Source organism: Streptomyces drozdowiczii, from assembly GCF_026167665.1.
GTDB lineage: Bacteria > Actinomycetota > Actinomycetes > Streptomycetales > Streptomycetaceae > Streptomyces > Streptomyces drozdowiczii_A.
Genome location: NZ_CP098740.1, coordinates 6,430,529 through 6,444,205 on the forward strand (window position 1 = coordinate 6,430,529; position 13,677 = coordinate 6,444,205).

A 13,677-nucleotide genomic window follows, 5' to 3' on the forward strand; every position below is an offset into this window, starting at 1 on the left:
GGCGTTGGCGAATCGGTTCGCCGCAAGGCGTAACCGGATCGACGCTGCTCAGTTGTTCCGGCGTCGGGGCCGTGTGCGCCGGCGCCGGACACCCCCCGGATGGGCGTGAGGAAAGGAAGACCATGAGCACGATCCACCCCCGCATCACCGACGTACTCAGCCGTACCTTCAAGGTGCCCGTGGCCGAGATCCTCCCGGACTCCACGATGGACAGCCTGGACATGGACTCCCTCGCGGCCGCCGAGTTCGCCGTCGTCCTCCGGGAGACCACCGGGGTCGAGCTGGACACCGGCACCCTGACCCGGGGGACCACCCTTGCCGAGCTCACGGCGCACCTGCACGCGTCGGCCGGCGCCCGATGAGGACACCGGCCGTCGCCGTCACCGGGCTCGGCATGATCACCCCGGTCGGCAACGACACCGAGTCCACCTGGGACGGGGTGTGCGCCGCGGTGAGCCCGGCCCGCACCGTCCCCGCGCTCGCCGGGTGCGCGATCGACTTCGCCTGCGTGGTCGACGGCATCGACCTGGACGCCGAGATCGGCCGCCGTACCGCCTTCCGGATGGGCCGGTACGTCAAGTTCGCGGTCCTGGCCGCCCGGGAGGCCGTCGCCGACGCCGGGCTCGACCCGGCCGGCTGGGACGGCAGCCGGGTCGCGGTCGTCGTCGGCACCAGCAGCGGGGGCTCGGCGCACCTCACCGACCAGGCGCTGGTCCTGGAGCGGAAGGGCCCGGAGGCGACCTCGCCGGCCGGGGTCCTGCTGACCATCCCCAACATGCCCGCCGCCGAGATCGCGATCGAGATGCGGGCCACCGGCCCCAGCATGGCCCCGTGCACGGCCTGTTCGTCCGGTGTCACCGCGCTGTCCGTCGCCCGTGACCTCCTGGCGACCGGGCAGTGCGACGTGGCCATCGCGGGGGCGACCGAGTCGACCGTCTTCCCGATCGCCATGACCGGCTTCGCCCGGTCGGGGGCCGCCGCCCGCGCGGACGGCGACCTGTCCCGGCTCAGCCGGCCCTTCGCCGCCGACCGGGCCGGACTCGTCATGGGCGAGGGCGCCGCGGTCATGGTGCTGGAACGCGTGGCGGACGCGGAGGCCAGGGGCGCCGAGCCCCGGGCCCTGCTCGCCGGCACCGGGGCCACCACGGACGCCCACCACCCCACCAGCCCGCACCCCGACGGCCGGATCGCCCGGGCCGCCGTCGAGGCCGCCCTGCGCGACGCGGGCTGGCGGGCCGACGAGGTGGAGCACGTCAACGCGCACGGCACCGCGACCGTACGCAACGACGCCGCCGAGGCCGCGCTGATCAGCCGGGTGTACCCGCACCGGCCACCCGTCACCGCCCCCAAGGGCGTGCTCGGGCACTGCATGGGCGCGGCCGGGGCGATCGAGGCGGGGCTGACGGTCCTCACCCTCCAGCGCGGGGTCGTCCCGCCGGTCGCCAACCTGGACGCGCCCGCGCCCGGGTTCGACATCGACTGCGTCACCAAGGTGCCGTTGGTGCGGCCGGTCCGCCGGGCCGTCAGCCACTCCTTCGGCTTCGGCGGGCACAACGCGGTGGTGGCCCTGCAACGTCCATGATCCCCCGGGGCGGCCCTGAACTGCGCGGACGCCCGTGGTAGCGTCCCCGGAGCCAGTCGAACTCCTCGTGGGAGTCAGGGAATCCGGTGCGAATCCGGAACTGACGCGCAGCGGTGAGGGGGACGGGCGGGGCCACGGCCACTGGGAGACCCGGCGTCTCCCGGGAAGGCGTCCCGCCCGGACGAACCCGAGTCCGAAGACCTGCTGGCGACCGCCGTCCGGGACCGGGCGGCGGACCGTACAGCGGGCCCCGCGCATGGGCCCAGAGACGCCGAGGTACCCCGTGCCGCCGATATCCGGCCCCGCCCGTTCCGCCGCCCTGCTCACCGCCGCGCTCCTGCTGCTGACGGCCTGCGGGGGGTCTCCCTCCGAACAGGCCGACGCACCGGGCAAGGCCGACGGCTATCCGGTCACGCTCAAGAACTGCGGGCGCACCGTCACCGTGGACGCCCCGCCCCGGCGCGCGGTCTCCGTCGACCAGGGCACCACGGAGATCCTGCTCTCGCTCGGCCTCCAGGACCGGATCGCGGCCACCGCCACCTGGACCGACCCGGTGATGAAGGGCCTGGAGAAGGCCAACGCCGGCGTGAAGCGCATCGCCGACAACCGGCCCTCCTCCGAGAAGGTCCTCGACCAGGAGCCCGACTTCGTCGCCGCCGACTTCGAGTCGACCCTCGCCAAGGGCGGCGTCGCCCCGCGCGAACAGTTCGAGAAGCTGGGCGTCCCCACCTATGTCGCGCCCGCCGACTGCACCGCCAAGGACAACACCAAGGACGGCGACGGCGTCCGCACCGGCGCCCTCACCATGGACAGCGTCTACGCCGAAGTGCGCGACCTGGCCCGGGTGTTCGGTGTGCCGGAGCGCGGCGAGAAGCTGGTCGCGCGGCTCCGGGAGCGTATCCGGAAGGCCGCCGACGGCATCGACGGATCCGGCACCTCCGTCATGTACTGGTTCGCCAACTCCGAGTCCCCCTATCTGGCGGGCTGCTGCGGGGCGCCGGGCATCATGACCCGGGAGCTGGGCCTCAAGAACGTCTTCGACGACACGCACGACGAGTGGCCCCAGATCAACTGGGAGACCGTCGCCGACCGCGACCCGGACGTCCTCGTCATCGGGGACCTCACCCGCAAGTCGCAGACCGCCGAGAGCGCCGCCGGGAAGATCGCCTTCCTGGAGTCCAACCCCGTCACGAAGAAGATGGACGCCGTGCGCCACAAGCGTTACGTCCTGCTCAGCGGCCAGGCCATGAACCCGACCATCCGCACGGTCGAGGGCGTGGAGCTGGTGGCCGCCGGGCTGCGCGACTTCGGGCTCGCGGGGTGACGGCCACCGACCTGCCCGAAAAGGCTCTGCCCGAAAAGGCCCCGCCCGGTAAGGCCCCGCACACCGCACGCCCCCGCGCCCGCGCACTGCGCGGCGGCCTCCTGTGGACCGGCGGCGTCGTGCTGCTCACCCTGTCCGTCGCGGTCGCCGTCACCATCGGACCGGCCCGGATCTCCGTCGTGGACGTCTGGTCCGCCGTCGCCGCGCACCTCGGTGTGGGCGAGGCCCGGCTCAGCCCGATCCGCGACGGCATCATCTGGAACCTGCGCATGCCGCGTACGCTGCTCGCCGCCGTCTGCGGGGCGGGCCTCGCGGTCTGCGGGACCGTCATGCAGTCCCTGCTGCGCAACCCGCTGGCCGACCCGTTCGTCCTCGGCGTCTCCTCCGGCGCGTCCACCGGCGCGGTCCTGGTCGTCGTGCTCGGCGTCGGCGGGGGAGCGGTGACGCTGCCGGCGGGGGCGTTCATCGGGGCGCTCTGCTCCTTCGCCCTGGTGATGCTGCTCAGCCACACCCTGGGCGGCTCCACCGACCGGGTCGTCCTCTCCGGCGTCGCCGCCATGCAGCTGTTCTCGGCGCTGACCTCGTTCGTCGTCATGACCGCCGCCGACGCCGAGCAGACCCGGGGCGTGCTGTTCTGGCTGCTCGGCTCGCTCGGCGGGGTCGGCTGGACCGACGTCTGGGTCTGCTCCGCCGTCCTCGCCGTCAGCCTGGTCGTCTGCCTGGGCCACGCCCGTACGCTCGACGCCTTCGCCTTCGGGCAGGACGCGGCCGCCGCCCTCGGGGTGAACGTCGCCCGCGTGCGGACCGTCCTGCTCTGCACGACCGCGCTGCTCACCGCCGCGCTCGTCAGCTCGGCCGGGGCCATCGGCTTCGTCGGGCTGGTCCTGCCGCACGCCGCCCGCGCCCTCACCGGCTCGGGCCACCGCAGACTGCTGCCGGTCACCGCGCTCGCCGGGGCCGTCTTCCTCGTCTGGGTCGACACGCTCGCCCGGACCGTCCTCGACCCCCAGGAGGTCCCGGTGGGCGTCGTCACCGCTCTGATCGGCGTGCCCGCCTTCGTCGCCGTCCTCTACCGCACCAGGCGGCCCGCGTGACCGGGGCCGGGACGACGGACGAGGGCCTGCGGGCCGAGCGGGTCGCCCGGGAGGCCGGCGGCCGCCTCCTCCTGGACGGCGTGACACTCGCGCCGGAGCCCGGCACCACCGTGGGCCTGATCGGCCCCAACGGCTCCGGCAAGTCCACGCTGCTGCGCATCCTCGCCGGGGTCCTCGCCCCGCACACGGGCGTCGTCACCCTGGACGGCGCTCCGCTGCCCGAGGTCGGCCGCCGCGCGGTGGCCCGGCGCGTCGCCGTCGTCGACCAGCACGCCGCCACCCAGGACGAGCTGAGCGTCCTGGACGTCGTACGCCTGGGCCGCATCCCGCACCGGCGCGCCTGGTCGGCACCGACGGAGGCGGACGCGGCGGCGGTGGACGAGGCGCTGGAACGTACCGGGCTGACCGACCGGCGCGACCAGTCCTGGCACACACTGTCGGGCGGGGAGCGCCAGCGCGTCCAGATCGCCCGCGCGCTCGCCCAGCGGCCGCGCGAACTCCTCCTCGACGAGCCGACCAACCACCTCGACATCCAGCACCAGCTGGAACTGCTCGCCCTGGTCGCCTCGCTCCCGCTGACCGCCGTCGTCGCCCTGCACGACCTCAATCTGGCCGCCATGTTCTGCGACCGGATCGTGGTGCTCAGCGGCGGCCGGGCGGTCGCGGGCGGGACACCCGCGCAGGTCATCACCGAGGAACTGATCGAGGAGGTCTACCGGGTGCGGTCCGTCGTCACACCGGACGGCCCGCAGGGGCGGCCCTCGGTGCGCTTCCTGCCCTGACGGGCCCGGGCACACGAGAGGGCGGACCCGTCGGGCGGGTCCGCCCCTCGCTTGTCGTGCGGTACGGCCGGCATGCCGGCGCGGGGTCAGCGGTGACGTCCTCGGCCCATGTCGCCGCCGGTGTCCTTGCCGGGCATGTCCTTTTCGCCCTTGGTGGTGCCGTCCGCGTAGTCGATCTGCTCCTTGCGCAGCTCGGCGGAGACCTCCTTCTGCTCGGTCACCCTCTGGGTTTCCATCCGGACGCGCTCGACCGGGACGGTCTCCTTGCGCGTCGTGGCGCGTTCCGCGTGCAGGGTGACCTCCACGTCCTGCTCCGTCAGATCGCCCGCGCGCGCCGTCCTGTCGCCCGGCTGAAGCGGCTCGCGGACCACCCGTACCTCCTCGTGCGAGACCGGCACGCTGCGCGTGACGTTCTCGGTGACGACGTACTTGTGGAGGCGGGCCTTGCCGCTCTCGTACTCCTCGGTGCCGATGTGCAGCTGCTCCTCGGAGCGGATCATCTCCTCCTTGCCGCCCAGGTCGGCCCCGGACCGGGTACCCGCGCCGGCTCCGGCCAGCGGGCGTCCCGCGCCCGTGCCCGCCGCCTCGGTGTCCCGGTGCCTGCCGGTGCCGGCCGTCTGCGCGCGGTCCGTGCCGGCCGCGCCCATGGCCCCGGCCCCCGCGCCTGCTCCGGCCCCGGCCGCCGCGCCGGTGCCGGCCGCGCCCATGGTGCCGGTGCCCGTGGTGGTCGGTGCGCCGGTCCCGGACTTGTCGCCCAGGTTGCCCCGGGTGTTCCTGGTCAGGCCGTAGTGGCGGTACAGCTCCTCCTCCTCGGACACCGACAGATGCGCGTCCGCGTCCACCCGGGGGGCTTCCTTGACCTGGTCCTTGCCGTGGGAGATGTGCAGGTCGGAGCCCACTCGACGGGCTCCGGCGAGAGGCACGAAACTCTCCTTCATGCCGAACAGGCCGGTCTTCACCGTGATCCAGTCCGGGCGGCCGGTGTTGTCGTCGACATACACGCGGCCCACGTTGCCGATCTTCTCGCCCTCGGTGTCGTACACCGTCAGGCCGTCGAGCTCTCCGGAATCCGTGAAACCGTCAGCGGCTCCCATATCCGAATCCTCCTCGCCCGGGCGCGTCCTGTGGGTGGGTCCAGCAGAGAAGGCGCGTCCGGATTCCATCGCGCCTCACCCGGATGGACGCTGCAACCGCCCGGCCACCCGGGGCGGCGCGCCGCATCCGCCTCGGACCGCCGCAGCCCCCGCGTCACGCGGCTGCGCGGCTTCCGCGCCCGTTACGCCATCCGGGTGAACGGGCCGGTCCCCGGACGCCCCGGCCCCGCCGCATATGATCAACGGGTCCACGCCGACCGGCGTCCCGCCGCGCCACCCGGGGGTGCCCCATCCGTTTCGTACGCATCCGGCTCCCCGCGCAGCGCGGCGAGCTGCTCGCCCGGCGCGAGGACGGCGCGGAGCTGCACCACCTCCTGTGGCGCCTCGGCCCCGGCTGGCGGGTGTGCAGCAGCGCGGTCCTGGGCGGCGGCATCGGCCCGCGCGAGTGGATCCTCAACGCGCAGGTGCCCGGCGGCTATCCCCGCATGGACCCGGACCGCCACCTCGCCGAGATCGCCGCCGCCGCACACCTCACCGGCCACGGCGCCGGCCTCCTGACCGCCGCCGACGTCACCGCGTACACCACCGCCGACGACGGGGACGTGCACGCCACCGCCACCTGCGGTCTGGGCGTACGCGGCTGGGCCGCCGCACCGGCCGAGGGCACCGGCGGACCGCCGCGCCCCGGCACCGTCAACATCGTGGTGACCTTTCCGGTACCGCTGACCGACGCCGCCCTGGTCAACGCCGTGGCCACCGCCACCGAGGCCAAGGTGCAGGCGCTCCTGGACGCCGGACTCGACTGCTCCGGCACCCCCACGGACGCCGTCTGCCTCGCCGCGCCCGAACCGGGGCCGGAGACCGGCGCCGCCGAACCGTTCGCCGGTCCGCGCTCCCGCTGGGGCGCGCGACTCGCCAGAGCCGTACACGCCGCCGTGCTGGAAGGCGCGCTGCGGCAACCCTGAGAAACCGAAGCCGCCGCGCACTCCGGAGCGCGGCCGACGAAGGGAACCCCATGACTTCAGCAGTCCCCGCAGCACCCCAGCGGCCGGTCGTCGCCGTACTCGGAGCCGGGATCATGGGCGCGGCCATGGCCCGCAGCCTGCTCCGCGCCGGTCTGGAGGTCCGGGCCTGGAACCGCACCCAGGCCAAGGCCGCCCCGCTCGCCGCCGACGGCGCCACCGTCACCGACACGGCGGCCGAGGCCGTGCGCGGCGCCCATGTCGTGCTCACCGCGCTCACCGACACGACCGCCGTCGCCGCCGCGCTCACCGCCGCGTCCGACGGGCTGCACCGGGGCCAGGTGCTGCTCCAGACCTCCACGGTCGGCCCGGACGGCGCCGTCGAACTGGCCCAGCGCGCCGCCGACCTCGGGCTGATCCACCTCGACGCCCCGGTCGTCGGCACCCGGCAGCCCGCCGAGCAGGGCGCGCTCACCGTCCTCCTCTCCGGCCCGGAGGCCGCCCGCCCGGTCGTCGAACCGGTGCTGGACGCGATCGGGCAGCGCACGGTCTGGGCCGGTGAGGAGCCGGGCGCGGCGTCCCGGCTGAAGCTCGTGGTCAACGCCTGGGTCGTCAACATGGTCGGCGGCGTCGCGGAGTGCCTGAACCTCGCCGAGGGGCTGGGCGTCGACCCGCGTACGTTCCTCGGCCTCGTCAAGGGCGGACCGCTCGACTCCGGTTACCTCCAGGCCAAGTCCGCCGCCGTCCTGGACGGCGACCTCACGCCGAGCTTCGCCCTGTCCACCGCCCTCAAGGACACCCGCCTCATCCTCGACGCAGCCGCCCAGGCCGGGGTCCGGCTGGACCTGGCCGCCGCCTCGGCCGCCCGCTTCGAGCGCGCGGAGGCCGCCGGACACGGCGAGGAGGACATGATCGCCACCTACTTCGCGGGCCGGGCCCCCGGGCGGGACGGCGACTGACCGGACCGGGGCCCGGCCCCGTAACGGCGCGAGACCGCCCCACCGGTACGGGGGAGCCCGGTGGGACGGCCGCCCTCAGCGTGCCACAGGACGGCCCGCCGCAGGGGCCGACCGGCGCGTACCGGGCCGTGATTGAGTCGAAATCGACGGTACGGGAATACCCGGGCGCCACCCGTCCTTGCCGCAGCTGGGGCGCCCGTCGGCGGGCGCCGGCGCACGGAACAGGGGAGAAGGAGTTCATGCCGAAGGCGTACGTGTTCACCCGCAACGGCGGCCCGGAGGTGGAGGGCTTCGCCGATCTGGAACGGCCGAAACCCGGCCCCGGCGAACTGCTCGTCGCCGTCCGCGCGGCGGGCGTCAACCCGGTCGACTGGAAGCTGCGCACCGGCTACACGCGGCCCGGCAGCGAGCCGCTGCCGTTCCCGACCGTCTTCGGCAGCGAGGCCGCCGGCACCGTCGTGGAGACCGGCCCCGGAGTGGAGGGCTTCGCGCCCGGCGACGAGGTGTTCGGCAACCCGCTGACCGGCGGGTACGCCGAGTACACGCTCATGCCCGCAGCCGTCACCGCCCACAAGCCGGCCGCCCTGTCCTTCACCGACGCGGCGGTCCTGCCCGTCGCCGCCGCCACCGCCTACGACGGCCTGCGCCAGCTGGACCTCGCGCCCGGCGCCACGCTCCTGGTCACCGGGGCCGGCGGCGGCGTGGGCAGCGCCGCCGTCCAGCTCGCCCGCCACGCGGGCCTCCGGGTCCTCGGCGTCGCGAGCGCGGCCAAGAAGGACTTCGTGGAGTCCCTGGGCGCCGAGCACATCCCGTCCGGCACCGGCCTCGCCGACCGGGTGCGGGCAGCCGCGCCCGAGGGCGTGGACGCCGTCTTCGACCTGGTCGGCGGCGACACCCTGCGCGAGGCGGCCGGGCTGACCGACCCGGCCGCGCTCATCAGCGCCGGCGGCAAGCCCCTGGTGACCGAACTCGGCGGAGAACCCGTCCGGCGGGCCCGTACCGCCGCCGTCCTCGACGAAGTGGCGCGGCTGACCGTCGAAGGGGTCCTGCGCACCCAGGTGACCCGGACCGTGCCCCTCGACCGGGCGGCCGACGCGCTGCGCGCGGTGGAGGACGGCCACGCCCTGGGCAAGACCGTGATCGAGGTGACCGCGTGACCACGCACCCGGAGCCGGGCCACCCGCTCGACGACCCGGTCGGCAGCGCGCTGCGCGGGCCGCACGCCCACTTCGCCGAGGGCCGGGGCCGCGTGCTGCGCTACCCCGCCGCGGTCGCCCCCTGGGTGGCCCTCCCGCCGGATCCCGGGCCGGCCGACTGGGCCGACGTGGCGGCGCTCACCGGGCCGGGCGGAGGCGTCACGATCACCGCCTTCCGGGAGCCCCCGCCCGCCGACTGGGAGATCACCTTCCATGCCCCCGGCGTCCAGCTGGTGGACGCGGGCGTGGCCGCGGAGCCCCTGCCGGAAGCGGTCCGGCTGGGCCCCGCCGACGTACCGGAGATGCTCGACCTGGTCGCCCGCACCCGGCCGGGCCCCTTCGAGCCCCGGACCGTCGAGCTCGGCACCTACCTCGGGGTGCGCCGGGACGGGGTGCTCGTCGCCATGGCGGGTGAGCGGATGCGCCCGCCGGGCTGGAGCGAGATCAGCGCCGTCTGCACCGACGCGTCGGTACGCGGCCAAGGGCTCGGCGGCGGACTCGTGCGCGCCGTCGCCCACGAGATCCGGCAGCGCGGCGAGATCCCGTTCCTGCACGCGGCGGCCGCCAACACCGGAGCCGTCCGGCTCTACGAGTCGCTGGGCTTCGAGCTCCGCCGAGGGGTCGAATTCCTGGCTGCCCTCGTCCCGGCCGGGGTGCCCGTGGCGGCGCGCTGAGAGGGGGCAGGGCGGTGTCTCCGCGCTTTCCGGGACCTTCGGCGCGGCCCCCGGGGCCGTAAGCCTCGTGTGCGCCACCCCTCCGACCGGGTCGAATGGGGGCAGGCGCCGGCATCCGGCCGGCCGATCCCGGAAGGAGAGGGCCTTGACGTTCGGACTCCTGAGCCGGCCCGCGCCCCCCGTGACGCTTCCCGGCACCGACCTCGGAGAGGCCGCCGTGCGCGCCCCCCGGGTCGGGAACGGGGTGCTGTTCGGCGCGCTGGCCCTGCTGACCGCCGCGATCGTCTGCCTGGACGTGTCGACGGGCCAGGATCTGCGCCTGGTGCCCCTGCTGGTGGTGGTACCGGCCTTCGTCTCGGTCTTCGGCACCATCGCCCAGACCACCGGTGTCGCCGCCTTCGTCCTGGCGGTGTCCGTCGCCTCGCGCCTGGCGGCCGGGGGAAGCAACTGGGACATCGCGAGCAGTGTCGTCTTCACCGTCCTGGCGTGTCTCCTCGGTATCGGCGCCTGCGTGCTGCGCATCCGGCACGCCATCGAGGTCGCCCGGCTCCGCTCCGCCGCCGTCGCGCTCCAGCGCCAGATCCTGCGCCCGCTGCCCATCCCCACCGACCAGATCACCGCCCACGGCTCGTACACGCCGATCGAGGAGGACCACCTGGTCGGCGGGGACATCTACGAGGTCGTGCAGTCGCCCTACGGCACCCGCGTGATCATCGGCGACGTCCAGGGCAAGGGGCTTCCCGCGATCGGTGTGGGCTTCGCCGTCCTCGGCGCGTTCCGCGAGGCGGCCATCCGCGAACCCTCCCTCATCGGTGTCGTGGACCGGCTGGAGGACGCCGTCGTCCGGCAGAACGCCTTCGCCGCCCAGACCGGCGACACGGAACGCTTCGTGACCGCGCTCGTCCTCGGGTTCGACGGCGACGGCCGGGTCCGGGCCGTCAACTGCGGCCATCTGCCGCCGCGCCTGGTGCACGACGGGGTCGCCGTCACCGTGCCGCTGCGCCGGACGTCGGTACCGTTGGGCATGGCGGAACTCAGCGACGAGGGCCGCACCGCGGAACGGCTCGACTTCCCGCCCGGCGCGACGCTCCTGATGTTCACCGACGGGGTGACCGAGGCCCGCGACCCCGAGGGGCGCTTCTATCCGCTCGACGCCCGGCTGAGCCGCTGGGCACGCCAGGGGCCCCGGGAACTGCTCGACGCGCTCGGACACGACCTGGAGGAGTTCTCCGGCGGTGTGCGACGCGACGACATCGCCGTACTGGCGCTGAGCCGGGTCTCCGCGTCGGCCCCCGCTCCGACCGAACCGACGCTGTACGAGGCGATGCCGCCCGCCGAGGCGTTCAGCGGGCGGTAACAGGCACCCACCAGGCATTCGATGTCCCGGCGAGACTTCTGTCGCGCCGGGACATTTTCGGGTGTACGGTGAAAGACATGCAGGCGGAACAGAAGATTCCGGACAGGCGGGGCCGCAAGGCCCGCCGGACCCGGGACGCGCTGGCCGGGGCCGCGTTCGAGCTCGTGCTCGACCGGGGGCTCCGGGAGGTCACGGTCGAGGAGATCGCGGAACGCGCCGACCTGGACCGCCGCACCTTCAGCCGGTACTTCGCCGGCAAGGAGGACGCCGTCCTTGACTCGGTCCGGGGCGACGGCGACCGCATCAACGAGGCCCTGCGCGCCCGCCCGGCCGACGAGCCCCCGCTCACCGCCTACCGCCGGGCCGTCCAGGACTGGCTCGCGGACCCCGAGATCCCGGCCTGGCACCGCCGCCCGCGCATCTACGAGCTGCTGGTACTCGCCGAGCGCGAACCGACCCTCTACGCGGCCTTCCACCACATCCGGGTGGACGCCCAGGCGGACTCGGTCGCCATCATCGCGGACCGGCTCGGCACCGACCCCCTCAGCGACCTGCGGCCCGCCGTCACGGTCGCCGCCGGAGCCGGCGCCCTGCTCGCCGCCCAGGCCGCCTGGGTCCGCGGCGACCGCCCCGACGAGCTGCCCCGGCTCGTGGAACGGGCGTTCGATGCCCTGGTCGGCGAACTCTTCACCGGCCCCGCGCCGCACAGCACCACCAGCACCACCAGCACCACGGAAGGAAACGGCACATCATGAGCACCACCCCCACCGACCAGGAGTTCGCCGGCCGCACCGCCCTCGTCACCGGCGGGGCCTCCGGCATCGGCCTGGCCCTCGCCCACCGGCTCGCCGGCGCGGGCGCCTCGGTCGTGGTCGCCGACTACAACGAGGAGAGCGCCCGCGAGGCGGCCGCCGCCCTGGAGAGCGCCGGCGGCCGGGCCGCCGCCGTGGCCATGGACGTCACCGACCCCGCGTCCGTCGAGGCGGGCGTGCGGTTCGCCGTCGACACCTTCGGCGCCCTGCACCTCGCCGTGAACAACGCCGGCATCGGCGGACCCAGCAACCCGACCGGTGAGTACGCCGTCGCGGACTGGGACCGGGTCGTCGCGACCAACCTCAGCGGCGTCTTCTACTCGATGCGCTACGAACTGCCCGCCATCGTCGCCGCGGGCGGCGGCGCGATCGTCAACATGTCCTCGATCCTGGGCACCAACGGCTTCGCCGGCTCGCCGGCCTACGTCGCCGCCAAGCACGGCGTCGTCGGCCTCACCAAGACCGCCGCCCTCGAGTACGCCGCCCAGAACGTCCGGATCAACGCGGTGGGCCCCGGCTTCATCGACACCCCGCTGCTGCGGAACACGGAGGGCCCGGCCCGCGACCACCTGATCTCGCTGCACCCGGCGGGCCGCCTGGGCACGTCCGAGGAGGTCGCGGAGCTGGCCGCCTTCCTGCTCTCCGACCGCGCCTCGTTCATCCACGGCAGCTACCACCTGGTGGACGGCGGCTACTCGGCCTCCTGAGGGGGTTTCGGGGGGCAGCGCATTCGGGGTCAGCACATTTCCGGGGGTCAGCACAGAAGACAGCCACAGAGGTCGAGGAGGACCCCATGAAGGCAGTTCAGTACCGCGAGATCGGCGCCGCACCCGAGGTCGTCACCGTGCCCGACCCGGAGCCGGGCCCCGGGCAGGTGCTGCTGAAGGTCACGGCGGCGGGCGTCTGCCACTCCGACATCGCCGTGATGAGCTGGACCGCGGACCAGTTCCCGTACCCGCTGCCCCTCACCCTCGGCCACGAGGGCGTCGGCACGATCGCCGCGCTCGGCGACGGCGTCACCGGCCTGGAGACCGGCCAGTCCGTCGCGGTCTACGGCCCCTGGGGCTGCGGCACCTGCGTGAAGTGCGCCGAGGGCAAGGAGAACTACTGCCTGCGCGCCGCCGAGCTGGGCATCAACCCGCCCGGCCTCGGCTCGCCCGGCGCCATGGCCGAGTACATGATCGTGGACGACCCGCGCCACCTGCTGCCCATCGGCGACCTCGACCCCGTGAGGACCGTGCCGCTCACCGACGCCGGCCTCACCCCGTACCACGCCATCAAGCGCTCGCTGCCGAAGCTGGTGCCCGGGGCCACCGTCGTCGTCATCGGCACCGGCGGCCTCGGCCATGTGGCGATCCAGCTGCTGCGCGCCCTGACGTCCGCCCGGGTCGTCGCCCTCGACGTCACCGAGGACAAGCTCGCCCTCGCCCGCGCCGTCGGGGCGCACGAGACCGTCCTGTCCGACGAGCACGCGGCCGCCCGCATCCGTGAGCTGACGGGCGGCATCGGCGCCCAGGTCGTCCTGGACTTCGTCGGCGCCCCGCCGACCGTCGCCACCGCCGGCGCGGCGGCCGCCATCGACTCCGACGTGACCATCGTCGGCATCGGCGGGGGAGCGCTGCCCGTGGGCTTCGGCGCCCTTCCGTTCAACACGACGGTCACCGCCCCGTACTGGGGATCGCGTTCCGAGCTGGCCGAGGTGCTGGAGCTGGCCCACGCCGGTGCGGTGGACGTGCACGTCGAGACCTACCCGCTGGACGAGGCGCCGCTCGCCTACGAGCGCCTGCACGCCGGCAAGATCAACGGCCGGGCGGTCATCCTCCCGCAGAGCTGAGCCGTGG

General features: G+C 74.6%; 14 protein-coding genes and 1 riboswitch. Of the genes, 13 read left to right on the top strand and 1 reads right to left on the bottom strand.

The features are described 5' to 3' along the window. Positions 1 to 122 precede the first annotated feature (122 nt). From NEH16_RS29110 to NEH16_RS29130, 5 genes are all read left to right on the top strand, one after another. The gene (locus NEH16_RS29110; protein WP_073969632.1) at positions 123 to 362 is read left to right on the top strand and encodes an acyl carrier protein; all 240 of its coding nucleotides are present in this window, start codon (positions 123 to 125) and stop codon (positions 360 to 362) included. Continuing rightward, positions 359 to 1,582 (top strand): beta-ketoacyl-[acyl-carrier-protein] synthase family protein, encoded by a 1,224-nt coding sequence (locus NEH16_RS29115; protein WP_265545945.1) that lies wholly within the window; start codon positions 359 to 361, stop codon positions 1,580 to 1,582. Before NEH16_RS29110 ends, NEH16_RS29115 begins: the two co-directional genes overlap by 4 nt. A 51-nt stretch (positions 1,583 to 1,633) precedes the next feature. After that, a riboswitch (cobalamin riboswitch) is annotated at positions 1,634 to 1,791 on the top strand. A gap of 47 nt (positions 1,792 to 1,838) precedes the next feature. Continuing rightward, a complete protein-coding gene (locus NEH16_RS29120) occupies positions 1,839 to 2,906 on the top strand; it encodes an ABC transporter substrate-binding protein (RefSeq protein ID WP_374215594.1) in 1,068 nt (355 codons plus the stop codon). 26 nt (positions 2,907 to 2,932) lie between these two features. Beyond that, a complete protein-coding gene (locus NEH16_RS29125; protein WP_374215632.1) occupies positions 2,933 to 4,000 on the top strand; it encodes a FecCD family ABC transporter permease in 1,068 nt (355 codons plus the stop codon). Then, the gene (locus NEH16_RS29130; RefSeq protein ID WP_265545949.1) at positions 3,997 to 4,782 is read left to right on the top strand and encodes an ABC transporter ATP-binding protein; all 786 of its coding nucleotides are present in this window, start codon (positions 3,997 to 3,999) and stop codon (positions 4,780 to 4,782) included. Before NEH16_RS29125 ends, NEH16_RS29130 begins: the two co-directional genes overlap by 4 nt. 86 nt (positions 4,783 to 4,868) lie before the next feature. Here the strand turns inward: NEH16_RS29130 and NEH16_RS29135 are convergent, their stop codons facing one another. Continuing rightward, positions 4,869 to 5,876, bottom strand: a complete 1,008-nt coding sequence (locus tag NEH16_RS29135) for a PRC and DUF2382 domain-containing protein (protein ID WP_265545951.1) — start codon at positions 5,874 to 5,876, stop codon at positions 4,869 to 4,871. A gap of 305 nt (positions 5,877 to 6,181) precedes the next feature. On the opposite strand from NEH16_RS29135, the gene NEH16_RS29140 reads away from it, so the two are divergent. The 8 genes from NEH16_RS29140 (at position 6,182) to NEH16_RS29175 (ending at position 13,670) form a co-directional block, all read left to right on the top strand. Continuing rightward, a complete protein-coding gene (locus NEH16_RS29140; protein ID WP_265547423.1) occupies positions 6,182 to 6,841 on the top strand; it encodes an adenosylcobinamide amidohydrolase in 660 nt (219 codons plus the stop codon). 50 nt (positions 6,842 to 6,891) lie between these two features. Next, complete coding sequence (locus NEH16_RS29145; RefSeq protein WP_265545953.1) at positions 6,892 to 7,797, top strand: NAD(P)-dependent oxidoreductase; 906 nt, start codon at positions 6,892 to 6,894, stop codon at positions 7,795 to 7,797. A 239-nt stretch (positions 7,798 to 8,036) separates the two neighbouring features. After that, entirely contained in the window at positions 8,037 to 8,954 is a 918-nt protein-coding gene (locus NEH16_RS29150) for an NADP-dependent oxidoreductase (protein WP_265545955.1), read from the top strand. Further along, positions 8,951 to 9,667, top strand: coding sequence for a GNAT family N-acetyltransferase (locus NEH16_RS29155; protein WP_265545956.1), 717 nt, complete (start codon positions 8,951 to 8,953; stop codon positions 9,665 to 9,667). Before NEH16_RS29150 ends, NEH16_RS29155 begins: the two co-directional genes overlap by 4 nt. Before the next feature lie 145 nt (positions 9,668 to 9,812). Continuing rightward, complete coding sequence (locus NEH16_RS29160) at positions 9,813 to 11,024, top strand: PP2C family protein-serine/threonine phosphatase (RefSeq protein ID WP_265545958.1); 1,212 nt, start codon at positions 9,813 to 9,815, stop codon at positions 11,022 to 11,024. Positions 11,025 to 11,101: 77 nt separating this feature from the next. Next, a complete protein-coding gene (locus NEH16_RS29165) occupies positions 11,102 to 11,779 on the top strand; it encodes a TetR family transcriptional regulator (RefSeq protein WP_265545960.1) in 678 nt (225 codons plus the stop codon). Continuing rightward, positions 11,776 to 12,543, top strand: coding sequence for an SDR family NAD(P)-dependent oxidoreductase (locus NEH16_RS29170; protein WP_265545962.1), 768 nt, complete (start codon positions 11,776 to 11,778; stop codon positions 12,541 to 12,543). Before NEH16_RS29165 ends, NEH16_RS29170 begins: the two co-directional genes overlap by 4 nt. An 86-nt stretch (positions 12,544 to 12,629) precedes the next feature. Further along, positions 12,630 to 13,670 (top strand): NAD(P)-dependent alcohol dehydrogenase, encoded by a 1,041-nt coding sequence (locus NEH16_RS29175; protein WP_265545964.1) that lies wholly within the window; start codon positions 12,630 to 12,632, stop codon positions 13,668 to 13,670. The last annotated feature ends 7 nt before the right edge of the window (positions 13,671 to 13,677 follow it).